The organism is Paenibacillus sp. FSL R5-0490, from assembly GCF_001956215.1.
Lineage (GTDB): Bacteria > Bacillota > Bacilli > Bacillales > Cytobacillaceae > Cytobacillus.
In genome coordinates this window covers 16,280-38,240 of sequence record NZ_MRTQ01000010.1, presented here as the reverse complement: position 1 = coordinate 38,240, position 21,961 = coordinate 16,280, and the positions used below count along the sequence as shown (strand labels likewise).

Below are 21,961 nucleotides of genomic sequence, written 5' to 3'. Positions count from 1 at the left end.
GATGAAGGAGAATGTATGGAAGATAAAAATCGATCTTTATATAATTATCTAGTTGAAAAAGCCCCTGAAATGACGAAGGATTGGAGAAGTTTTCAGGTCGTAAAGGCTGGTTCCGACTATTCCGCCGATGCCCCGCTGGAAAGGGCAAGGAAAGTTGAGGAGCAAAATACAAAGTATTTCAGGACTGTAGCAAAATCGCTGCTTCAGACAGAAGAAGAAATGAAGGAAACGATAGCCAACTGGACAAAGCAGACGTCCGCTGATCGGGTTAAATCCAGAACCTCCCTTGTCGATGTTCAGAGAAATCTTTCGATATTCCGAAAGGTTTATTGGATGCATATAAAACGTTTTGCTGAAACTGCCGACTTGGATATTAAAGCAGAGGATATATTTCATTGGCAGGAAGTTATTGATTATACGCTGGATTATGTAATGGAAACTTTCACCGAAAACTTTATGGATATATTGCTGAGCCGATTAAGCGCGCAATCTATATTAATAAAAGAACTAAGCACGCCGGTAATCCCCCTTTCCTCAGATGTTGGGCTGCTGCCGCTCATTGGGGATATTGATACAGAACGGGCCAAGTTTATTATGGAATCTACTTTGCAGCAGAGTGTAAAGCTGGGGATTACTCATTTAATCATTGACCTTTCGGGTGTCATCATGGTCGACACAATGGTTGCCCACCAAATCTTCCAGGTTATCAGCTCATTAAAACTTATCGGTGTTCAGTCAACCTTGCTCGGCATCCGTCCTGAAGTCGCACAGACAGCCATCCAGCTCGGAATTGACTTTAAGGATATAACAACGGAAAATTCTTTAGAGAAAGTATTCAGCAAATTAAATTTGTAATTTTACTGGGGCCTATCACAATTAGGTCTTTTTTGTTGTCCATTAATAATCACTCCTGTTTTCAAACTTAATTTTATAAATTTAGATGAATAGATATGTTTATATATGTACTATAACAGCAAATTAATGCGAAATATCGTATATTTATTCATTTCTAACTTAGTAGTTTTTTAGATTTTTTGTCCATTACTCATTATTATGTTATGATAATAAACGTCTTTTTAATGTGGACATTTCCCCAAACTATTTTTTTAACAAACACAAAACTGTATGTTACTGTATAAAAGGTGATTTTCCTACGAATGATTTTATGGGGATACTAAGAGAAAAATGGAGGTGAACAAATGGATTTCACTATGGCGACGTGGCTTTGGCTTCTTATTCCAATGCCATTATTAATCGTACTATCAGGCATCTCATATTTTGTTGAAAGGAGAGAATAAGTAAGTATGGATATAAATATACCAACGTTAATTGCGATTATTGTGTATCTGGTCGGCATGCTGCTGATTGGCGTGCTTGCAGCCAGAATGACTAAAGATTTATCTGATTATGTATTAGGCGGCCGAGGGCTGGGACCTGGCGTTGCAGCCTTGAGTGCAGGGGCATCCGATATGAGCGGATGGCTGATGCTCGGCTTACCTGGTGCCGTATATCTAGGAGGTATGGGAGAGATTTGGCTTCCAATCGGATTGGCTGTCGGCGCATATTTAAATTGGCAGTTTGTGGCCAAACCACTGCGTGTATACACGGAAGTAGCCAACGATTCTATTACGGTACCCGGATACTTTGAAAACCGATTCCATGATACTTCAAAAATATTGCGTGTTGTTTCGGCAATCGTTATTTTAATCTTTTTCACTTTCTATACTTCATCCAGCCTTGTCGGCGGTGCCATCTTATTAGAGAACTCATTTGGGATGGATTACACACTCGCACTCTGGGTAGGAGCTGCTGTAATTTTGTCATACACATTGTTTGGAGGGTTCCTTGCAGCCAGCTGGACAGATTTCATTCAAGGAATTTTAATGTTCCTTGCCATGATTATTATACCGATTGTTGCCATTCAGGAGCTTGGCGGATGGAATGAGACGATGCAGAAAATCGGATCTATGGATACTTCTTATTTAGATGTCTATTCCGGTGCCACTTTTGTTAGTGTAGCTTCATTATTAGCATGGGGATTAGGTTATTTTGGACAGCCTCATATCCTTGTCCGCTTTATGGGATTAAAATCTACAAATGATGTGCCAAAAGCACGTTTAATCGGTATGACCTGGATGATTATTTCCTTATTCGGAGCTCTGTTTGTAGGCTTTGCAGGTATCGCATATTTTGCAGATTCACCGCTGGCCAATTCCGAAACCGTGTTTATCATGTTTTCACAAGTACTATTTAATCCATGGGTAGCCGGATTCTTATTAGCAGCCATTCTCTCAGCAATCATGAGCACAGTTGACTCTCAATTGCTCGTTTCTTCAAGTGCATTGGCACAGGATTTCTATAAATCTATCTTCAGAAGAAATGCTTCCCAAAAGGAAGAAATGATTGTTGGCAGAATTGCTGTATTGGGCATTGCCATTATCGCTATCTTCTTAGGGTATAATCCCGAAAGCAAGGTATTGGAACTTGTCAGTTATGCCTGGGCCGGATTTGGTGCTGCCTTCGGACCTGTCATCATTCTGAGCCTGTTCTGGAAACGCATGACGCGTAATGGCGCTCTAGCCGGCATTATTGTTGGTGCTGTAACAGTAATTGTATGGGCACAGCTTACCGGCGGACTGTTTGATCTGTATGAACTGGCGCCTGGCTTCCTATTTGCAGTTCTGGCAATTATCGTTGTCAGTCTTCTGGATAAGGCACCATCAGCAGAAGTTCAGGAACAGCACGATCAATTTAAATCTGTTCTTATAAAATAAGTGATGAAACCCTCTTCCTATGTGGAGAGGGTTTTTTGTATTCTCCCATAAAGGAATAGTCTTTAGCTTGAGGTGCCGGAGAACTATAAAGAAGGTATGTTTAAATTACTTCCGCTCCTAGTGTCTTTTCAAAATGCCTTAAAGCCCACTCATGGCCCTCCTGGTCAAAGGATGCGACAGCATCTTTATAAACCACAATTCTAAAGCCCTTATTATAAGCATCAATAGCTGTATGCAGGACGCATATGTCCGTGCAAACACCTGCCAGGTGCACTTCCTCTATACCGCGTTCTCTCAGTTTTATCTCCAGGCCGGTTCCTGCAAATGCGGAATACCTGGTTTTGTCCATGAAATAAACATTTTCAGCGTCCTTGTTGGTTTCATAAATCTCCTGCAATGAACCGTAAAGATTTCTTCCTTCCGTGTTTCTGATATTGTGAGGGGGAAATAAATTCGTTTCCGGGTGATGGATGTCTCCTTTATCATGAACATCAATGGCAAAAACAGTGTAATGCCCGCTTGCGATAAACTCTTGTGTGAGCTCTGTGATTTTCTTTTCCAAGAGCTGTCCGGGCCTGCCGCATGTCAGGGCACCGTCTTCAGCAACAAAATCATTTGTGTAATCAATATTGATTAGGGCTTTAATTGACATTTTTTCATCACTCCAATCTGCAGTTCTTCTTTCATCATATACCTCAGCGGGCTGAATATCCAACTAAAAAAAGAACAGCAACCAAGTTGCTGTTCCCGCCTCCGAATGGAGATCTTTTAATACATTTCAGAAGTAGTCTTCGCCTGCATGTGCAGAAGAATGTAATCAGGTCCGCCCGCTTTGGAGTCTGTTCCTGACATGTTGAATCCGCCGAATGGCTGGTATCCAACGATCGCACCTGTACAGCCGCGGTTGAAGTATAGGTTTCCAACATGGAAATCTTCACGCGCTTTTTGGATGTGTTCACGGTTCTGTGTGATCACAGCTCCTGTTAAGCCGTACTCTGTGTTGTTGGCAATTTCAAGCGCATGGTCGAAATCTTTTGCTTTTGTGAAGCCAACGACCGGACCAAAGATTTCTTCCTGCATTAAGCGCGCATCCGGTGCAAGGTCAGCGAATACAGTCGGTTTGATGAAGAAGCCTTTTGAATTGTCCCCTTCTCCGCCTGTCATCAGCTTGCCTTCTTCTTTGCCGATTTCAATGTAGCTCATGATTTTGTCAAATGCACCCTGGTCGATGACAGGACCCATGTAATTGCTTTGGTCTTCAGGGTTGCCCTGTGTTAATTCATTAGTTAACTCGACCACACGGTTCAGAACCTGATCGTATACATCTTCTACGATTACTGCTCGTGAACATGCTGAACACTTCTGGCCTGAGAATCCAAATGCAGAAGCCACGATGGAAGTCGCCGCCAATTCAAGGTCTGCTTCTTTGTCGACAACGATCGTATCCTTGCCTCCCATTTCCGCGATCACGCGCTTTAGCCAGATTTGGCCTTCGTTTAATTTAGACGCGCGCTCGTTGATGCGAAGACCTACATCACGTGAACCTGTGAAGGAAATGAAGCGGGTGTCTTTATGGTCAACCAGGTAGTCGCCCACTTCTGCACCGCTTCCCGGCACGAAGTTTAGAACGCCCTTTGGAAGGCCCGCTTCTTCCATTACTTCAACAAATTTCGCAGCCACAACCGGTGTTGTAGAAGCTGGTTTTAATAGAACTGTGTTCCCTGCTACGATCGCAGCAACAGTTGTGCCGGCCATGATGGCAAGCGGGAAGTTCCAAGGAGAGATGATGATGCCCACTCCCAATGGAATGTAGTCATAACGGTTATATTCATTCGGACGGCTGTTGACTGGAACACCGTCTTTAATTTCTAAGATTTGACGTGCATAGTACTCAAGGAAGTCAATCGCTTCCGCAGTATCAGCATCTGCCTCGTTCCAAGGCTTTCCTGCTTCCTTCGTTAATAGGGCAGAAAACTCAGCTTTTCGGTGGCGGATAATCGCAGCAGCTTTGAATAATACATCTGCGCGTGTTTCCGGCTTTACTTTTCTCCATGTTTTGAATGCTTCCACAGCGGCCTGCATCGCTTTTTCCGCAAGCTCGCGGTTTGCCTTTGAAACACGGCCCACTACTTCTTCTTTATTAGAAGGATTGATTGATACAATTTTATCTTCAGTAGAAATTCTTTCTCCGCCTATTAATAAGTCATAGTCTTGTCCTAAATAGCTTTCGACTGTTTTTAATCCCTGTAAGTATTCTTCTCGGTTTTCTTCTGCTTTAAAGTTTGTGAAAGGTTCATGTTTGTACGGCTGTACCATGATGCCATCCCCCTTTAATAAATTCGTTTTTCATCCACCATTTAATAATGCAAGAACTGTGCCAAATTTAAAAAGCTGATAAATGACAGTTCTTATAAGCTGAAAGCAAAATTTTTTTGCGTTTTTTGAAATACTAATAGTTTCTGGTGCAAATTTTCATTGCATATATTCAATTAAATATATACTATTGAATAAACTGCCGAGTGAAGGAGATTACAATGAATCACAGGGAAATTGAACAGCTCCAACTAAACAACAAGATCTTTCAGCGGATATTAGATGAAATTGATGTTGGTGTCCATGTAGTGAATGAGGAAGGAAGAACAACTTTCTACAATAAAAAAATGGCTCAAATAGAAGGCATGAATTATGAAGATGTATTGGATAAAAATCTTCTGGATGTGTTTTCTTTCAACCAGGACGAAGACAGCACCTTACTTCAGGCGCTCAAAAATGGCAGCAAAATTAAAAATGCCAAACAAACCTATTTTAACAATAAGGGGCAGGAAATCACCACGATCAATAATACTTTTCCAATTATGGAAGATGGCGAACAGATTGGCGCTATGGAAATCGCACGTGATGTGACCAAGCTTGAAAAGCTGATCAGAGAAAATATGAATAAACGCGGCGACACCCGCTATACTTTCGATAGTATAATTGGCTCAAGCGACGAGATCAATGAAGTGGTTGAAGCGAGCAAAAGAGCAACCCGGACAAGTTCTTCTGTCCTGATTATCGGAGAGACCGGTACAGGAAAAGAGCTCTTTGCCCAAAGCATCCATAATGGCAGCAGCCGATCTTCAAAACCATTTATCTCTCAAAATTGCGCTGCTCTTCCAGACAGTCTGATAGAGGGTCTTCTATTTGGCACAAAGAAAGGTGCATTTACAGGCTCCATTGAAAGGCCTGGATTGTTTGAACAGGCAAATGGCGGGACTTTGCTGCTTGATGAAATTAATTCACTTAATCCATCCCTGCAGGCAAAGCTATTGAGAGTTTTACAGGAAAAAACGGTCCGCAGGGTTGGTGATACGAAAGACCGGACAGTAGATGTTAGAATTATAGCAACCATTAACGAAGACCCGATTGATGCTATCTCAGAAGACCGCCTGCGAAAAGATTTATATTACAGGCTGAGTGTTGTTTCCCTCTTCATTCCGCCTCTGCGAAAGAGAAGAAAGGATATCCGGGATCTTGCACAATTTTTCATAGAAAAATACAATCAGCTCTTTGGAATGAATGTAGCGGAAATCGATGAAGAAGTAATGAGCAAATTCGAGCAATACGATTGGCCGGGCAATGTACGGGAATTGGAGCATATTATCGAAGGAGCCATGAATCTGATTGATCAGGAAGAAACCATCAGCTATGTGCATTTGCCTCTTCATTTCCGGAATAAGCCTCAATTCAAGGATGAGCAGAACGAAACCGGTCATTTGGAGGATTTGCTGCTTCAGAAAAACAAGCCTATTAAATCACTTGAACAATATATACAGGAAGCCGAAACCTACTATCTAAAGAAAGTCCTTAAACACCATGGCAATAATATAACCCAAGCTGCAAAATCCCTTGGCATGAGCCGGCAAAACCTGCAATATAGGCTGAGGAAGTACGGAGTCAGGAAAGAAAACAGCTGATTGAATCCGGCGTGAAAACCTGCCAAAAATCGAGTAAAAACGAAAAGCTCCCCACTGGGAGCTTATTTGTATATAATATCATCCCGAAGCGCTGCAACACGAGTCAACGCTTCATCAATATCCCTCTCACTCACTCCAAAATGCGCAAGTGCATCATGCAGATGTCTGGCAATCGCATCAAAGTGTTCCGGCTGCAGATTCATGCCCTCATGTGCTTTTGCCATGGAATTGCCTGAATATTGATTCGGCCCTCCCAGAGCATAACTGATGAACTTGGATTGATGGCGTTTCTGCTTTACCATATCGGTCTGCTCGAAAAACTGATTGACGTTCGGATCCTTCAATACCAGGTCCTCGTAAAAATAATCGACAACCTTTTCAATAGATTCTCCGCCGCCTACTTTTTCGTAAAGTGTCTGCTCTGCCATATTTATCTCTCCTTTCAACAAACTATATTCTTTGCTAACTGACAGCTCCTATTCAAAATTTTACAGTCTGAATCAATTTACCTTTACCCTCTTATCTTCTCAAAAAACAAAAAAGACTCCGAGGGTACGGAGCCTGAGATTTAAGAAGCTAATTGATCTTTCTCTTCCATTTCTTTTCGTTCCTGATCACTCATGAATGTTATTTTGTAGCCAAGCATCGCAAAGATAATAGCCAGAATCGGCACAGTGAAATTTAAAATCGCGTATGGTGCATATTCAAATGGATGAACCGCCAGAGTTGACATGATAAACACCGCACAGGTATTCCAAGGAACAAAAACGGACGTGACGGTACCTCCATCTTCAAGGGCCCGCGAAAGATTTTTAGATTGCAGATTTTTATCCTTAAATGCCTGTGTGTACATTCTGCCCGGCAGCAGAATGGAAATGTACTGCTCTGCAGCGGCTACATTGGTAAAGAAAGCAGATAGCACGGTAGTGGCTACTAAGCTCCTTGCTGAACGGGCCAATTTCAGGATCTGTTCAACAATGGCTTTTAACATCCCGGTCTGCTCCATAACTCCTCCAAATGCCATCGCCACGATCGTAAGGGACACAGTATACATCATATCGTCAATGCCGCCTCTATTAAATAGCTCGTCCACCATCGTGTTTCCTGATTCAATCGAAAACCCGCCCTGGAGTGTATTCACAGCATCCCCTGCAGCGCCTCCCTGTACAAAAATATGGCAAAGCCAGCCAAGGAAAACACCAATAGCTAGCGCGGGCAATGCAGGCACTTTTTTTGCCACTAATCCTATAACAATTAAAGGGACTAATAAAAGCCAAGGGGAGATGACAAAGTTCTCCGATAAAACATTCATGACACCAGAAATTTTATCATTATTCAAATCATCTCCGCCAAATTGCCTTCCCAAAAACCAATAAGCAATAATGGCAATGGCCAGCGCTGGAAGGGTTGTGTAAAACATATGTTTTATATGTTCAAAAAGATCTGTACCAGTAATTCCTGCAGCCAAATTAGTTGTGTCTGACAGCGGTGACATTTTATCTCCGAAATAGGCGCCTGAGATGATAGCTCCCGCCACCATTGGAGCCGGAATGCCCATGCTGATTCCAATTCCCATTCCGGCGACGCCAATCGTTCCCATTGTAGACCATGAACTTCCGATTGCCAGAGTGACAATGGCACAGATAATACAAATTGAGACTAAAAACATGGATGGCGTCATCAGCTTCAACCCATAAAAGACCATGGTCGCTACAATTCCCCCGCCAATCCAGGATCCAATAGTCAAGCCCACCATTATAATAATTAAAATAGCCGGAAGTGCCAGCTTAATACCTTTATAAAAACCTTCCTCAATATCGTTCCATTTATAGCCAAAACGCCATGCGATGAAAGCGGATACAATTGTTCCTGCAATTAAAGGCACATGTGGGCTCCCTTCAAACTTAACAATTGTAATAATCATTGCAGCAATCATTACCAGCAGCGGCAGCACTGCAAACCAGAAGGGAATTTTCTTTCCTGTTGTTTCTTTCATAATGTTCCTCCTTTTAAAGTTACACGTCTGTAGGTTTAACTATTGCAAGATTAATGCCAAGATATAAAATTCAAACATTTTTCAGACTATTTACCCTGAAAAAATTTAATTTACATACGTTTTATGTAGGTAAACATGCAAAATATATTGTCGAGCGCCCGCTCATTTTGCATACAAAAGCAAATATTTTTTGCATCAAATAAAAATAAAAAACCGGGCAGCAAAACCCGGTTTTCATTTTTATTACTTCTTAATAAGATCCTCGCGCTGGGACTGGTCAATCCACTCTTGAAGCTTATCTTTAAGTGTATTGAATCCCTGTGCAGATTCGTCTTCCATTTTGATTGGAGCTGCCTGGCGCTTGCGAGGCTTTCTTGCTTTCGCTTCTGCTTGTGGCGCTTCTTCTGTTGCACGGATTGACAAACCGATTTTTCCTGCTGCTTCGTCAACAGAAAGAACCTTCACTTTTACTTCATCGCCCACTTTAAGATGCTCATTAATATCTTTTACGAAACCATGAGTCACTTCGGAAATGTGGACTAATCCCTGTGTATTCTCATCTAATGCTACGAACGCACCATATGGCTGAATACCCGTTACCTTTCCTGTAATAACACTGCCTACTTCGATTTTCTCAGACATGAAAACACTCCTATTTAAATTCAAATTTTATCTCTTTATACGCAATAAGAAATTATATCACAACTTGATCAAAATATCAAAAGGAATTCAAATGGAAACACCAGACATTTTTATTCCATAATGAATCACAGACTGTCATTCATTATAATAAAACAATCCGCAAACAATATGTAGACATTCTATTTGTTTGTTAACTAAATGTTCATGAAGTACAAAAAGGATCTTACGTTTACCATGATAAAATATAGTTAGAAGAAATTGTTAACGGGAGTGATGGATATGTCAAATATCGGCCATAACATTAAAGCTTGCCGCGAACGTGCAAACATGACCCAGCAGCAGCTCGCATTAAAGGTGAGAGTGGGGACGGGTACGATTGCAAAATACGAAAATGGAGATCAGATCCCTGATACACAGACTGTTTTAAGAATCTCAACAGCCCTGGATATTCCAGCTTCCGAACTGCTTGAACAGGAACTGCAGAAGGGCCAGTCAGGAATCGATTATGAAATCGAACAGCTTGTGCGTGAAATTGGCACAAAAAAAGCAAAGCTTATCTTGCGGAAGGCTAAGGAATTCAGTGAGGAAGATTTCCTGCGTGTCATGCAAATGCTATATGAAATTAAATATGATCAAAAAGTTTTATAAAAGGGAGTATATAAAAAGGGAATACTGGTTAGCCTTGAAGTATAAGGCTTTCTAGTATTCCCCCCTTTTTGAAGTTGACAATCTGTTGTGGATTGTCCTTTTTTTATGCCTTCTGATTTTGCTTTACAAAATGGCTAATTCTCTTAATCGCTTCCTGCAGGAGTTCCATGGAAGTGGCATAAGAGCAGCGCACATGGCCTTCCCCGCTTTCGCCAAAAATATTGCCTGGCACGACAGCTACCTTTTCCTCCAGCAGCAGCTTTTCTGCAAATTCTTCAGAAGAAAGCCCGGTACTTTCAATTGAAGGGAAAGCATAAAAGGCTCCACCCGGCATATGGCATGTTAGCCCCAGTTCATTTAGAGACTGAACAAAATAATTCCGCCTGCGCTTATAGCTCTTTTTCATATCCTCGACATCTGATCTGCCGGTCTTCAAGGCTTCAAGTGCAGCAAACTGTGCCATCGTAGGTGCGCACATCATCGCATACTGGTGAATTTTCAGCATAGCCTGCGAGATCTCCTCAGGAGCACAGACAAACCCTAATCTCCAGCCAGTCATGGCGAACCCTTTTGAAAATCCCGAAATTAAGATTGTTCTTTTCTTCATCTCTCTGAGGGCGGCAAAACTCGTATACTCATCATCATAAGCAAGCTCTGCATATATTTCATCAGAAAGAACCAGCAAGTCGTACTTTTCAGCTATTTGTGCAATTGCGTTCAGTTCATCTCCGGATAACATTGTTCCAGTCGGATTATTGGGCGAACAAAGCATAATGGCTTTAGTCCTGCCGGTTATTGCGTTTTGCAGCTGCTCAGGCTGAATCTTAAACCCATTCTCCTTTAAAGTCTGGACCTGAACAGGCACACCTCCCGCCAGTGTTACTAAGGGAACATAGGAAACAAAGCTTGGTTCAACCACAATTACTTCATCACCCGGATCAAGGATTGCCCTTAGAGATATATCCAATGCCTGGCTCGCTCCCACCGTAACGATAATTTCATTTTGGGGTGAATAAGAAACTCCGAAGCTTTTCTGCATATAATCTGCAATTTCCTCCCGCAGTTCCATTAACCCGGCATTAGCCGTATAAGAGGTATATCCCTGCTCAAGTGAAAGGATGGCTGCTTCACGCACTGACCAGGGTGTGATGAAATCAGGTTCACCCACCCCAAGGGAAATGACTCCTTCCATTCCTGCAGCAAGGTCAAAAAAGCGGCGAATCCCGGAAGACTTAAGCTCTTCTACCGTTTTGGATAAATAAGACTTTGTTCCCTTCATTACGGTGACACCACAATTCGTTTGTCATCTTCATTTTGTTCAAAAATAGTGCCGTCATGCTTATATTTTTTTAGAATAAAGTGTGTTGTTGTCGACAAGACGGAATCGAGAGTCGACAGCTTTTCTGATACAAATCGGGCTACCTCATTCATGGAACGGCCTTCAATGATGACAGAAAGATCATAGGCGCCGGACATTAGATAGACAGACCTCACCTCTTTGAAACGGTAAATTCTCTGTGCAACTTCATCGAATCCTACCCCCCGTTTTGGAGCGACCTTCACATCAATCATAGCGGTAACTCCCTCATGGCCATCCACCTTTGACCAGTCAATAACAGAATTAAAACGCACAAGCACTTTCATTTCCTCGAGCTTATCTAAAATGGTTTCAGTTTCCGCCACATTTAATTGAGCCATTTTCGCAATGTCTTCAACAGGGATTCGTGCACTGTTATTTTCTAAAATCTCAAGAACTTCGATTTGCTTTTCAGTTAATTTCAATACTTGTCGCTCCCATCCTTTAGTGATTTACTCTATAAAATAGTTCCATTATAGCAAAAACTTCGAAAAATAAATGTGTCACTTTCATTATTTATTAATTTCTTTAAAATCATATGTGTCAAGATTAAGATTAAGGGGAAAATACTGTGAAACTGAGTCTAGGAGGAGGAAGGCCCATGGAACGAGCGACATTTTCAGGAACAGAGCCAATTAATGGAACAGATGTTTATTATGAATACTATAAACATGAGTCCTCCAGGAATACCCTGGTTCTGCTGCACGGTTTTCTTTCATCCACCTTTAGCTTTCGCAGGCTGATCCCTCTGCTGCAAACGGAATTCAATGTGGTTTCGATGGATTTGCCGCCCTTCGGCAAAAGCGGGAAATCCCAGCAGTTCGTCTACTCCTATAAAAACCTGGCTGATACGGTTATCCGCTTATCAGAAAAATTGGGCTTTGAAAAGGTCACATTAATAGGTCATTCCATGGGGGGACAGATTGTTTTAAATGTTGCACATTCCAAGCCTGATCTGGTTGACCAGGCCGTACTGCTGTGCAGTTCCGGATATATGAAACGAATGAAGCCTCATATTATCTTTTCAAGCTACATACCATTCTTTCATTTGTATGTGAAATTATATCTTCAGCGCTCAGGGGTAAAACAGAATTTAAAAAATGTTGTCTACGATCATTCCATGATTGATGATGAAATGCTCTATGGCTATTTGTCGCCCTTTTTAGAAGACGATATTTTCCGGGCCTTAACCAGGATGATTCGCGACAGGGAAGGCGATATGCCTGCCGCTGCATTGAAGAAAATAGAAACACCGTGCCTTCTAATATGGGGAGAACATGACAGGGTCGTTCCGCTTCATATCGGGAAACGGCTGAATAAAGATTTAAAAAATTCCAAACTGGTGGTATTAAAAGATACCGGTCATCTCGTGCCGGAAGAGCGGCCGGAAGATGTTCTTAAGCACATCCGGACTTTTGTAAATTCCGTTCAGGTGTGCAAATAAAAAAGGCAGCCCCCGGGACGAGAGCTGCCTTTTTTCACTTTACATAGAGCAGGAGCCATTATTCTTGATTTCAAGAAGACGCCCGGAGATTTCTTTGCAATTTTCCAATGGAATGACTTCCTCAAAGGAAAATTCATATATGGATTGAATCTTCCCGGCTAATTTCAGCTGATCATCCAGATCATGGACTGCCTGAACTGAATCCGCAATTTCAGTGTCATAGTTGCCTGGCCCAACTCCAAACGGATCCCATTGATCCAGTGTATAAACTAGCAAAAGATTGGTTTGCTGAATTTCCATTTATATCACCTGATTATTATTCGGCTGAATGAAGCCGCAATATTTTAATTTTTAGCATCAATATCATATCATAGAGTCAGGATACTTAAAAGAATTCTAAAGGCGGTGACAGATTTGGATCGTTTTAATTTCCATCAAAAAATCAGCAGGGAAAATACAGCTTCTGTTAAGTGGGATCGGACCAGGGAGGTTTTCGGCAGATCCGATGTATTGCCGATGTGGGTAGCGGACATGGATTTTCAGCCACCAGAGGAAGTGAAGAAAGCCATAGAGGACAGAATAGCTCATGGAGTCTACGGATACACGTTTGCTCCTGATTCAACCGCAGACTCTATTGGGCAGTGGCTATACAGGCGGCATGGCTGGAAAATCAATAATGAGTGGATTTTATACAGCACCGGAGTGGTTCCCTCCATCGCAACTGCGATCCAGGCTTTTACGGAAAAAGAGGAGAAAGTAATGCTTCAGTCTCCCGTATATACTCCTTTCTTTGAAATGATTAAACAGAATGGCCGCAAAGTCGTTAATTCTCAGCTGAAGCTCGAGAACGGCCGGTACGAAATTGATTTTGCCGATTTTGAAGACAAATTGAAAGAAGGAGTGAAACTATTCCTCCTATGTAATCCGCACAATCCGGGCGGCCGCATGTGGACAGAAGAGGAACTTAGGAAAATAGGGGAGCTCTGTGTAAAATATAATTGCCTTATTCTTTCCGATGAAATCCATTCTGATTTAATTTATAAGGGCCATAAGCATTATCCCATTGCTTCAATGGATCCACAATTCGCAGACATTACGGTCACCTGCATAGCTCCGACAAAAACCTGGAACCTTGCAGGGATTCAAGCTTCAGCTGCCATTATTAGCAATGAGAAGCTGCGAAAGGCATTCCAGGCAGAACAGCACAAGCAAGGATTCTTTACGCTTTCGGCCTTCGGCATCATCGGCATGGAGGCAGCTTATCGCCGTGGCGAAGAATGGCTTGATGGTCTGATGGATTATCTCGCCGAAAATAAACGGACGGCAGCTGCATTTATTGGTGAGCACCTTCCCGGTATTCGCCTGATGGAGCCGGACGGCACCTATCTCCTATGGCTGGATTGCCGCGGATTGGGATTAAGTGATGCCGAACTGCGCCAAAGGCTTTTGGAAAAAGGGAAACTCGCATTGGAGCCTGGCCCGAAATACGGCCCGGGCGGTGAAGGCTTCGTCCGGATGAACATTGCCTGCCCGCATGAAGTATTGGCGGAGGGACTGGACAGGCTGAAGCGGGCTTTTGAGTGATAGTATGTGGGGGCACGGCGGGGAAGCCGTGCTTTTTTTGTCTGTTGTGTGGAGGTTGCGGTGGTCCGATGATTATATACCCTTTTCGTTGGTCGTTACATTTCCCGCACTCACAAGTAAAATCCCCTCGCGTTTCAAGCAAGGGGATTTACAGTACATATTCAGCAAGCACGCTCTGCACTTCGTAGATGTTCAAGTTTTTATTAAAATGCTTTTCAATAGGTTCGTCTGATCCTGAAATCCAAATTTTTAATTCGGCCTCCAGATCGAAGCTGCCTGCGGTTTCAATGCTAAAATGGGTAATGTTTTTATAAGGGATGCTGTGATACTCGATTTTTTTCCCTGTGATTCCCTGCTTATCCACCAGAATCAGGCGCTTGTTTGTAAAAATGAATAAATCACGGACCAGCCTGTAGGCTTTTTCAACCTGTTCACTTGGAGCAAGGACGGCTGAAAACTCGTCCTGAACCTCCTTAATGTCCGCTTCAGAGGCATTGCCGATAAAGCCATCGAAAATTCCCATTTAACCAACCTCCATTATAAGGTTAACTCCATTATACGGATCGTCCGGAAAAATTCCCAGTGATAAAGGCTTTCCCTTTCCGGAAAGCCTTCACTTATTTATTCTTCTGTTGACTGATCATCCTGTGCCTTTTTCTGCCCTTCTTCTTTTTTATCTTTTGAAATACGGCCGCAAGCAATGCGTTCTCCGGAATCTCCTGCCGGCTGGGTCATACCGTCATCCGGCCCGTCATGGATGACAATGGAGGTCCCTTCCTTTGTCAGCAGTGAAGTTTTGTCTTCTTTTAACGTGACCTGAGGCGCCATAAAATCAATCTTAACTTTGCCGTCATCCTCGACAATCAGGTTGGGAAGATCACCCGCATGGGATCCTTTTGGGTGAAGCAGACCATGTTCCTTATTGTCAGGATTGAAATGATTCCCGGCGGATTTGAAATCAGGGGGTTCGCATTTTGCTTCTTCATGGATATGGATAGCAAGCTCACCAGGCGGCAGTCCGCTCAAATCTCCGGTCAATTTTACTCCGCTAGCCTGTTCCTGCACCTTAATGATGCCTAATGAATCGCCTGCAGCATTATACATTTCTACCTCTGTATTTGTAATGTTCTCTTCCCCGCAGCCGGACAGAAGAAGAACAAAACCCAGCATCAAAGCTTTTCTCATGATTGAATCCTCCATCAAGACAATTTGCCTTTAGTGTTGCCCAATCACTTTATTAATAAACAAGAAAAGCGCAATCGCTCCGCTCAATCCCTCCCCTCAGATAGGCAGGTGCTGGAGCTGGATCTTACAAAAAAAGAAGAACAGCCGCTCAGCTGTTCCCCTCTTGTCTATTTTGCCTGTCAATGCGCTCTTCAAGCTCTTTCGCTTTGGCTGCTTCGCGCCTTGATACACGGATAATTAATCTCATGGTAAGAATGGCCCCAATTAAGAAGATGGCAAACGTTAAAGCTGCCGGGCCGTATTCTGATTTATCTTCAGGAAAATACAAAAACAGTGACAGTACATACCATTGCAGCATTCTAATCCATCCTTTCTGCTAAAAGCAGTGTCCATTAAATTATTATATCAGCAATGATTGCACAGTCCAATGAACTTATTTCAATACCTCGATCTTTTCAATAACCACATCTTCTGCAGGCTTGTCCTGTTCGGCTGTTTCAACCGCTGCAATGCTGTCGACTACATCCATTCCCTCAACAACCTGTCCAAAAACGGTGTGCTTATTGTCAAGCCAAGGTGTACCGCCTTTTTCATAAGCTTTAATGATTTCTTCCGGATAGCCGGCCTTTTCCATTTGTTCTTTCAGGCTTGGATCAAGTGTCGTGTTCTGGACAATAAAGAATTGGCTTCCGTTTGTGTTTGGACCGGAATTCGCCATTGATAAAGCTCCGCGAATATTATAGAGCTCATTGGAGAATTCATCCTCAAATGCTTCACCGTAAATGCTTTCTCCGCCCATGCCGGTTCCCTCAGGATCGCCGCCCTGAATCATAAAGTCCTGAATGACACGGTGAAAAATCAAGCCGTCATAGTAGCCATCTTCACTGTGCTTAATGAAATTTTCAACAGCTTTCGGGGCCTGGTCCGGGAAAAGCTTAATTTTAATATTCCCTTTTGATGTCTGCATTTCCACCAGTCTTTCATTTCCCTGAACTTCTTCAGTCAGCTGCGGAAAATTGTCCGGAGTTTCACTTGACTGGTTATTTGTCTGTTTTTCTTCAGTCTCAGAGCCATTAGCATTGTCCGCTTCTTTTTCAGTGCTTGTCCCGCATGCTGACAGGATAAACATCAGAATTAGAATGGGAGTTAACATTCGCCATTTCATTGTTTTTCAGCCTCCTATAAAAAACTAATCATTTTTTAGCTTACCTGATTTATTGAAAATTTGCACTTTGTTTTTTCAGGCTTCATAATAGGGCTAAAGAAAATGAAAAAGGAGAGGTTAGGTTGGCAGAAGTAAAGATCGGCGACAAAGTAACAGCCATCTATAAAACAGGCAAGTATATCGGGGAAGTGACAGATATCCGGCCGCAGCATTACCTGGTCAGAGTGCTTGGGATCCTAAAGCATCCCATGCAGGGCGATTTGCATAATCCTAAAGAAGCGGACGTGATGCTTTTTCATGAACGCCGCGCACTTGCATACAGAGAGCAGACGAATGTGCCTAAGCAAATGGTAAAGCCCTTCGAAGAAGAAATACCAGATTATAAGGATTCGCTTCAAATAGCACTGGATAGAATGAGAACGGAGCTGGAAGGAGATTCTTCTCCATGGGCTGAGCAAAGCATAAGAAATCTGGACTCATTGGAGAAAGATTATTTTAAGTAAAATGAATACAAGCCAAATCGCTTTGATGGATTTGGCTTGTCAGGCAAATTTATTAAACAGCTTCGAGAAGTCCACCCGGTCGCCAATTGTCGTAGGCTCCGGCTTTTGCAGATACTTTTTATCCTTTTCTACCAGTCTGAAAATATTGTAAGTCGTCAAGGCATCATCCAGAGCCCGGTGATGTTTTCCGGTTCCTTCCTTGCCGTATTCCTGAACTGCTTTCCATAATCCTGTCTGGTTTTGGTCCCCAAAGAATCGCTTATATTCCATCGAAAGGTCCACTTCCCTGCCTCTGAATGGAAAATCCACTCCAGCCTGGATACAATTATTTCTAAGCACCTTCATATCCATATTTCCCCACGTAACGATTGTGCAGGAACGATTTCTGTTCATATCCTTCATTTTCTTGACCAATTCAAGAAAATCCATTCCCTGGTCTACTTGTTCCTGTGATATATGCAGAAAGGATTTGCATCGCTCGGACAATAGCGGAAACCGGACAGGAGTTACATATGAAGAGAACTCTTCACAAACCTGATTGCTGATAACTGATACAATGCCTGCTTCGATAATTTCCGGAAAAAAACCTCTGAAAGCACTGCCTTTATCAGGCATGGTAAACTCAAAATCAATAAATAGGTATTGATGTTCTTCCCCCATGTTTTCACCTGCTTTCCCTTAAAATTTAACGGACTTAATTTCTTATATTATAGCATGAAATATTTCAATTTTCTGATCAAATTGCTTTTATGCCGGAATTTTTCAGCATGACCTGTCTTCTTCTTAAAAAGGCTTAACTCCTCGGAAAAATAGCCGAAAAAATAGGATAGAGGTTTAACATAATGGAGGCGGATTCCTTTGCGTTCCTGGTCTGGATCTATCATCATCATTCTTTTGCTTCCTATTTTTTCTTTACTGGTAATTGCTGTTTCTGCTGAATCGCAAAAATTTCTGGGCTTTCATGAGCTGCTGGATGAAAAGCTTGAAATAAAAGAAGTCACCCTGCCCCAGACTAGTTTTATTAAAGCAGGCAACGGTCGCGTAATCTCTGAAATGTATGGTCCGGTAAACAGAATTAACCTATCGTCAGGAGACATTTCCCCTTTTCTTAAGGATGTATTTATCACAGCAGAGGACCAGCACTTTTATGATCATTCAGGCTTCGATATTGCTGCCATTGGACGTGCCCTGGCCATCAACATCCGATCGGATGATATCCAACAAGGGGCCAGCACCATCACCCAGCAGCTGGCTCGTAATATTTTTCTGAGTCATGAACAATCCTACAACCGCAAACTCAGTGAACTCCTATATGCATATGAGCTGGAGCGGAAATTATCCAAAGAAAAAATTCTGGAATTATATATTAACGCAATTTATTTTCATAACGGGGCTTACGGAATTGAGGCTGCATCCCAGCTTTATTTTAAAAAAAGCGCAAAAGACCTGACCAAAGCTCAAGAAGCCTTTTTGGCCGCCATCCCAAACAATCCATCCTTATATGATCCAATTAAACACTTTGACCATACAAAAGAAAGACAAGTGCGGCTGATTGATCAACTAAAAGAAAAAGAGCTGATTTCCACTAAGGAAGCGGAAACTATGAAAAGTGAACCGATTCAGCTTCAGGTCAAACAAAGAATAGATTTATATCCGGATTATGTTTCATATGTGGAGGCGGAGCTGCGGGAATTAATCTCTGTTAAAGAAGGCTACCATGACAAGCTTCTTAAAGCAGGTGAACAGGAACAAGCATCCGTGAGCGCCAAGCTTGATAAGAGAATATCCCAGATAATGGAGCAAGGTATAATTATTGAAACTGCCCTGAATCCTGCCCTACAGGAAAAGGCTGCAAATTCCCTTAATAAGCGTCTGCCCTTTAAAGATGTGGAAGGTGCAGCAGCTGTGATCGATAATGAATCATATGAAATTACAGCGATTGCTGGCGGAAAGAATTATAAAAAATACGACTTTAATAGAGCTTTCCAGGCATACAGGCAGCCCGGCTCCGCTATTAAGCCGCTGCTTGTTTATGCCCCATACTTTGAGCAAACCGGCGCAGACATTCATGAACAAGTGAATGCAGGCCCTTTCTGCAAAAATGGGTTTTGCCCCCAGAATTATGGCGGTGCCCGCTATGGTTTAACAACACTCGAAAAAGCATTTATTTATTCCTATAACACACCCGCAGTAAGACTGCTGGACGACATTGGAATTGATGCTGGTTTTCGTGATTTAGATAAGTTTGGTTTTAAAAAGGTTTCAGTTAAGGATCATACCCTTTCCGCAGCTATAGGCGGGTTTACATACGGAATGACACCGCTTGAGCTTACATCTGCATATACTGTGTTTGCAAATGATGGTTTTTACCGGCCGGCAAGATCCATCCGTAAAGTCACTGATCTGAAAGGGAATTTGCTTTATAGCTGGGAGGATTCTAAAACGCAAGTTTGGAGCGAAAAAACGATAGAAAAAGTGAGGAATTTATTGGCCAAGACCGTTCAATCCGGCACTGCACGGAAAGCACGTATGCCATTTGGATATGCCGGCGGCAAAACTGGGACCACTAATGGCTATCATGATTTCTGGTTCGTGGGCTTAAATGGGCAGTATACAGCAGGGGTCTGGGTTGGAAAAGATCGGCCCGCCAATCTGGCTGCTATCGAATCGGCCTCTCCCCAGCTGCTGATTTGGAAGGATATAATGTCTGATTAAAATGATAAGTTTACCCTAAAAGGAGGCCCTTTACAGCGGCCTCCTTTTACTATATCGGCAAACTGGCCATGATGCTGTTGTATATTTTCAAAGAAAGATAGAATATACCTGTTAAAAGAGAAGACCAGACAATAACCTGAAAAAAAATCACACCAGCGATGCCGGCTGCAGTCAATGACGAACTGGCTTTATAAACAAAATAACTGAAATAAACAAAGGTAGCGGCCGCAAAAAGGATGCCAATCCCGATATAACTGAATAAACTCAGAAGCGACAAAGCACCTCCAATAAAATAGATGGCCGAACCTTGTCTGGACTTTGTCAGACTTTCCCCTTCCAGATCTTTTGAAAAAAATAGAAGTGAAAGTCCATTGATCATATCCGCAACCAATTTCAGGGCTGCAAACACCATAAAAAAAAGGATCAGGAGGAGGACCGTTAGTGACAGCTTTACACCGCCTTCTGAAAAGAAATCCAGCATCCCCTGGTATATACCTGTACTTTCCAGGAAGTAAACTAATTCCATTTGGGTTTTTAATGCCAGAGAAGTACTAAACAAAATAATTGCTAAGAGCGGAAAATAACTCGTCAGATATGTATTTTTCATTTTTCCCCATCCATATGTGTCTATCTTTACTCTAGCTATCTATTATCATTGATTTTCATAATTATTACAACCGTTAATCCTAGCTGTATATTTCCATTCTTCCCAGCATAAACATAAACCATATTCTAGTAATTTTAAGAGACAAATAGAGAAAAAGGGGGCAGGGTATGAAAAAAGGAATGTGCTGTTTTTTGTTTGCAGTCCTGCTAATCGCGGGATCCCTAATGCCTGCGAAAGCTGCTAATGCTGAAAAAGAGTTTGAAGACATACTCGAAGAACAGCTTCGAAGCACAGTCCATTATTACAGCGAAAACTCCTTTTCAGTCATCGATGCGTACGGAATGCAGGGACAGGTAACAAAGATCGTTACATCCGATGACCCGCAGACATCAGAAAATGAAGAGGTTATTGAGGAATATACTTCCCATATCGGCATTGTTTTTTTGGAATTGGAACAAAAACGGGATGACTTATTTATATTTAAGAAAAAAGATTTCTTTTATTATGATTTTGACAAAAAAGAATTTCTGACAGCATCTAATGTGCTTGGCAATGAATCAATCAGGGAGTTCTTTGAACGGTATGTTGATGATATCGAAAAAAGCATTACCCCCTTCTCTAAGTTACTCTTCCTGTTTTTCCTTTCGTTTATTATTACGGTTCCTCTTGCTATCATGGTTGTTCAAAACCGCACCCGCAGTAGATCTTAATGCAGCAGAAAGAGAGGATGTGCCAAAGCACATCCTCTCTTTCTTATGATGCTGTCTGTATCCTCACATATTCCCTAGGTTCAAATACTTTCAGCTTTTGTTCTTTTCCAGCTTCCATTTTATAATCTGCGGGTAATAATTCGACCACTTCTTCGTCTGCAGGAATATAAAATTCCCTTTTGGTCTGGTGGTCCAATATCCAGGCGCCTGCAAACAGCAGGGCAAAGATTGTAATGGCTGCTGAAATTTTATGTTTAATCATGCATAACACCACCTGCTAGTAGTGTGCTTAAATGAATCATTTATTATACAACTGTGCTTTCTGTTGATATATTTTTTCAAAAAAATTTTCCCTGATACATTCGTGTTTCTACCTATTTAATAAGAATGGATAAATCCTTTACTGATAAGGGTTGGAAGAATGCACAGACTTTCTTTTTAGGTTATAATTTGTTCTGAGGTGCATGAACGGATAGTAATGATGAATATGGCACAACTGTCATGCCTGCCCTGGCTGGATAATATGGGGGAAGGTGGAAAAACTTTTATTAAGCGCTTACTATAGCAGAAATAGATTATACATTCTGCGGAAGAAAAATACATTATTCCAATTATCCATCCTGAACCATTAGATGCCATATAGCGGCTTCATCAAGCTGCCTGATAGGATATTCT

The 21,961-nt window shown here is 42.1% G+C and carries 24 protein-coding genes; 9 read left to right on the top strand and 15 right to left on the bottom strand.

What is annotated here, in order from left to right:
- Positions 1–15: 15 nt before the first annotated feature.
- Both BK139_RS10090 and putP read left to right on the top strand, forming a co-directional pair.
- A complete protein-coding gene (locus BK139_RS10090) occupies positions 16–855 on the top strand; it encodes an STAS domain-containing protein (RefSeq protein WP_076258202.1) in 840 nt (279 codons plus the stop codon).
- Positions 856–1,304: 449 nt separating this feature from the next.
- Positions 1,305–2,774, top strand: a complete 1,470-nt coding sequence (gene putP / locus BK139_RS10085; protein ID WP_076258201.1) for a sodium/proline symporter PutP — start codon at positions 1,305–1,307, stop codon at positions 2,772–2,774.
- A gap of 100 nt (positions 2,775–2,874) precedes the next feature.
- Here the strand turns inward: putP and BK139_RS10080 are convergent, their stop codons facing one another.
- Positions 2,875–3,426: a cysteine hydrolase family protein gene (locus BK139_RS10080; RefSeq protein ID WP_076258437.1), complete on the bottom strand. Its 552-nt coding sequence runs from the start codon at positions 3,424–3,426 to the stop codon at positions 2,875–2,877.
- A gap of 116 nt (positions 3,427–3,542) precedes the next feature.
- Positions 3,543–5,090 carry an L-glutamate gamma-semialdehyde dehydrogenase gene (gene pruA / locus BK139_RS10075; RefSeq protein ID WP_076258200.1) on the bottom strand — a complete coding sequence of 516 codons (1,548 nt, stop codon included), beginning with the start codon at positions 5,088–5,090 and terminating at the stop codon, positions 3,543–3,545.
- A 218-nt stretch (positions 5,091–5,308) separates the two neighbouring features.
- Between pruA and BK139_RS10070 the strand changes: the two genes are divergently transcribed.
- Positions 5,309–6,730 (top strand): sigma-54 interaction domain-containing protein, encoded by a 1,422-nt coding sequence (locus tag BK139_RS10070; protein WP_076258199.1) that lies wholly within the window; start codon positions 5,309–5,311, stop codon positions 6,728–6,730.
- Between the two features lie 62 nt (positions 6,731–6,792).
- Here BK139_RS10070 and BK139_RS10065 read toward each other — a convergent pair whose 3' ends face one another.
- From BK139_RS10065 to yugI, 3 genes are all read right to left on the bottom strand, one after another.
- Positions 6,793–7,158 (bottom strand): group I truncated hemoglobin, encoded by a 366-nt coding sequence (locus BK139_RS10065; RefSeq protein ID WP_076258198.1) that lies wholly within the window; start codon positions 7,156–7,158, stop codon positions 6,793–6,795.
- A gap of 140 nt (positions 7,159–7,298) precedes the next feature.
- On the bottom strand, positions 7,299–8,726 hold the full coding sequence (gene nhaC, locus BK139_RS10060; protein ID WP_076258197.1) for a Na+/H+ antiporter NhaC: 1,428 nt from the start codon (positions 8,724–8,726) through the stop codon (positions 7,299–7,301).
- Positions 8,727–8,969: 243 nt separating this feature from the next.
- Positions 8,970–9,368, bottom strand: a complete 399-nt coding sequence (yugI, locus tag BK139_RS10055) for a S1 domain-containing post-transcriptional regulator GSP13 (protein ID WP_035332058.1) — start codon at positions 9,366–9,368, stop codon at positions 8,970–8,972.
- 279 nt (positions 9,369–9,647) lie between these two features.
- Between yugI and BK139_RS10050 the strand changes: the two genes are divergently transcribed.
- Entirely contained in the window at positions 9,648–10,016 is a 369-nt protein-coding gene (locus BK139_RS10050) for a helix-turn-helix domain-containing protein (protein ID WP_076258196.1), read from the top strand.
- Between the two features lie 103 nt (positions 10,017–10,119).
- On the opposite strand, the gene BK139_RS10045 is transcribed toward BK139_RS10050, so the two are convergent.
- Positions 10,120–11,295: an aminotransferase gene (locus BK139_RS10045; protein ID WP_076258195.1), complete on the bottom strand. Its 1,176-nt coding sequence runs from the start codon at positions 11,293–11,295 to the stop codon at positions 10,120–10,122.
- A complete protein-coding gene (locus tag BK139_RS10040) occupies positions 11,295–11,798 on the bottom strand; it encodes an Lrp/AsnC family transcriptional regulator (RefSeq protein WP_048011708.1) in 504 nt (167 codons plus the stop codon). The genes BK139_RS10045 and BK139_RS10040 overlap by 1 nt, the downstream gene beginning before the upstream one ends.
- Before the next feature lie 176 nt (positions 11,799–11,974).
- Between BK139_RS10040 and BK139_RS10035 the strand changes: the two genes are divergently transcribed.
- Positions 11,975–12,817, top strand: coding sequence for an alpha/beta hydrolase (locus BK139_RS10035; RefSeq protein WP_076258194.1), 843 nt, complete (start codon positions 11,975–11,977; stop codon positions 12,815–12,817).
- A gap of 39 nt (positions 12,818–12,856) precedes the next feature.
- Here BK139_RS10035 and BK139_RS10030 read toward each other — a convergent pair whose 3' ends face one another.
- Positions 12,857–13,117, bottom strand: coding sequence for a DUF1871 family protein (locus BK139_RS10030; RefSeq protein WP_076258193.1), 261 nt, complete (start codon positions 13,115–13,117; stop codon positions 12,857–12,859).
- A gap of 114 nt (positions 13,118–13,231) precedes the next feature.
- On the opposite strand from BK139_RS10030, the gene BK139_RS10025 reads away from it, so the two are divergent.
- Positions 13,232–14,401 (top strand): MalY/PatB family protein, encoded by a 1,170-nt coding sequence (locus BK139_RS10025; protein WP_076258192.1) that lies wholly within the window; start codon positions 13,232–13,234, stop codon positions 14,399–14,401.
- A gap of 148 nt (positions 14,402–14,549) precedes the next feature.
- Here BK139_RS10025 and BK139_RS10020 read toward each other — a convergent pair whose 3' ends face one another.
- From BK139_RS10020 to BK139_RS10005, 4 genes are all read right to left on the bottom strand, one after another.
- Positions 14,550–14,924 (bottom strand): PH domain-containing protein, encoded by a 375-nt coding sequence (locus tag BK139_RS10020; protein WP_035332043.1) that lies wholly within the window; start codon positions 14,922–14,924, stop codon positions 14,550–14,552.
- Positions 14,925–15,022: 98 nt separating this feature from the next.
- A complete protein-coding gene (locus BK139_RS10015; RefSeq protein WP_076258191.1) occupies positions 15,023–15,586 on the bottom strand; it encodes a superoxide dismutase family protein in 564 nt (187 codons plus the stop codon).
- A 148-nt stretch (positions 15,587–15,734) separates the two neighbouring features.
- A complete protein-coding gene (locus tag BK139_RS10010; protein WP_035332039.1) occupies positions 15,735–15,944 on the bottom strand; it encodes a hypothetical protein in 210 nt (69 codons plus the stop codon).
- A 75-nt stretch (positions 15,945–16,019) separates the two neighbouring features.
- Positions 16,020–16,751: a peptidylprolyl isomerase gene (locus BK139_RS10005; RefSeq protein ID WP_076258190.1), complete on the bottom strand. Its 732-nt coding sequence runs from the start codon at positions 16,749–16,751 to the stop codon at positions 16,020–16,022.
- A 122-nt stretch (positions 16,752–16,873) separates the two neighbouring features.
- On the opposite strand from BK139_RS10005, the gene kapB reads away from it, so the two are divergent.
- Positions 16,874–17,254, top strand: coding sequence for a kinase-associated lipoprotein KapB (kapB, locus tag BK139_RS10000; RefSeq protein WP_076258189.1), 381 nt, complete (start codon positions 16,874–16,876; stop codon positions 17,252–17,254).
- A gap of 39 nt (positions 17,255–17,293) precedes the next feature.
- Here the strand turns inward: kapB and kapD are convergent, their stop codons facing one another.
- Positions 17,294–17,914: a 3'-5' exonuclease KapD gene (gene kapD, locus BK139_RS09995; protein WP_076258188.1), complete on the bottom strand. Its 621-nt coding sequence runs from the start codon at positions 17,912–17,914 to the stop codon at positions 17,294–17,296.
- Between the two features lie 198 nt (positions 17,915–18,112).
- On the opposite strand from kapD, the gene BK139_RS09985 reads away from it, so the two are divergent.
- On the top strand, positions 18,113–19,969 hold the full coding sequence (locus BK139_RS09985; RefSeq protein WP_076258186.1) for a transglycosylase domain-containing protein: 1,857 nt from the start codon (positions 18,113–18,115) through the stop codon (positions 19,967–19,969).
- 49 nt (positions 19,970–20,018) lie between these two features.
- Here BK139_RS09985 and BK139_RS09980 read toward each other — a convergent pair whose 3' ends face one another.
- The gene (locus tag BK139_RS09980; RefSeq protein ID WP_076258185.1) at positions 20,019–20,576 is read right to left on the bottom strand and encodes a DUF5366 family protein; all 558 of its coding nucleotides are present in this window, start codon (positions 20,574–20,576) and stop codon (positions 20,019–20,021) included.
- A 167-nt stretch (positions 20,577–20,743) separates the two neighbouring features.
- Here BK139_RS09980 and BK139_RS09975 point away from each other — a divergent pair, with 167 nt between their 5' ends.
- Complete coding sequence (locus tag BK139_RS09975; RefSeq protein ID WP_076258184.1) at positions 20,744–21,286, top strand: hypothetical protein; 543 nt, start codon at positions 20,744–20,746, stop codon at positions 21,284–21,286.
- A 43-nt stretch (positions 21,287–21,329) separates the two neighbouring features.
- On the opposite strand, the gene BK139_RS09970 is transcribed toward BK139_RS09975, so the two are convergent.
- Complete coding sequence (locus BK139_RS09970; protein WP_076258183.1) at positions 21,330–21,548, bottom strand: hypothetical protein; 219 nt, start codon at positions 21,546–21,548, stop codon at positions 21,330–21,332.
- Positions 21,549–21,961: the final 413 nt, after the last annotated feature.

Coding starts and splice junctions, on each gene's coding strand:
- BK139_RS10035 (WP_076258194.1), top strand. CDS start 11,975: ATGGAACGAGCGACATTTTCAGGAACAGAGCCAATTAATGGAACAGAT.
- BK139_RS09970 (WP_076258183.1), bottom strand. CDS start 21,548: ATGATTAAACATAAAATTTCAGCAGCCATTACAATCTTTGCCCTGCTG.
- BK139_RS10050 (WP_076258196.1), top strand. CDS start 9,648: ATGTCAAATATCGGCCATAACATTAAAGCTTGCCGCGAACGTGCAAAC.
- BK139_RS09975 (WP_076258184.1), top strand. CDS start 20,744: ATGAAAAAAGGAATGTGCTGTTTTTTGTTTGCAGTCCTGCTAATCGCG.
- BK139_RS10090 (WP_076258202.1), top strand. CDS start 16: ATGGAAGATAAAAATCGATCTTTATATAATTATCTAGTTGAAAAAGCC.
- BK139_RS10015 (WP_076258191.1), bottom strand. CDS start 15,586: ATGAGAAAAGCTTTGATGCTGGGTTTTGTTCTTCTTCTGTCCGGCTGC.
- pruA (WP_076258200.1), bottom strand. CDS start 5,090: ATGGTACAGCCGTACAAACATGAACCTTTCACAAACTTTAAAGCAGAA.
- yugI (WP_035332058.1), bottom strand. CDS start 9,368: ATGTCTGAGAAAATCGAAGTAGGCAGTGTTATTACAGGAAAGGTAACG.
- BK139_RS10070 (WP_076258199.1), top strand. CDS start 5,309: ATGAATCACAGGGAAATTGAACAGCTCCAACTAAACAACAAGATCTTT.
- BK139_RS10045 (WP_076258195.1), bottom strand. CDS start 11,295: ATGAAGGGAACAAAGTCTTATTTATCCAAAACGGTAGAAGAGCTTAAG.
- BK139_RS10005 (WP_076258190.1), bottom strand. CDS start 16,751: ATGAAATGGCGAATGTTAACTCCCATTCTAATTCTGATGTTTATCCTG.
- nhaC (WP_076258197.1), bottom strand. CDS start 8,726: ATGAAAGAAACAACAGGAAAGAAAATTCCCTTCTGGTTTGCAGTGCTG.
- putP (WP_076258201.1), top strand. CDS start 1,305: ATGGATATAAATATACCAACGTTAATTGCGATTATTGTGTATCTGGTC.
- BK139_RS10065 (WP_076258198.1), bottom strand. CDS start 7,158: ATGGCAGAGCAGACACTTTACGAAAAAGTAGGCGGCGGAGAATCTATT.
- BK139_RS10010 (WP_035332039.1), bottom strand. CDS start 15,944: ATGCTGCAATGGTATGTACTGTCACTGTTTTTGTATTTTCCTGAAGAT.
- kapD (WP_076258188.1), bottom strand. CDS start 17,914: ATGGGGGAAGAACATCAATACCTATTTATTGATTTTGAGTTTACCATG.
- BK139_RS09980 (WP_076258185.1), bottom strand. CDS start 20,576: ATGAAAAATACATATCTGACGAGTTATTTTCCGCTCTTAGCAATTATT.
- BK139_RS10030 (WP_076258193.1), bottom strand. CDS start 13,117: ATGGAAATTCAGCAAACCAATCTTTTGCTAGTTTATACACTGGATCAA.
- BK139_RS10020 (WP_035332043.1), bottom strand. CDS start 14,924: ATGGGAATTTTCGATGGCTTTATCGGCAATGCCTCTGAAGCGGACATT.
- BK139_RS10080 (WP_076258437.1), bottom strand. CDS start 3,426: ATGTCAATTAAAGCCCTAATCAATATTGATTACACAAATGATTTTGTT.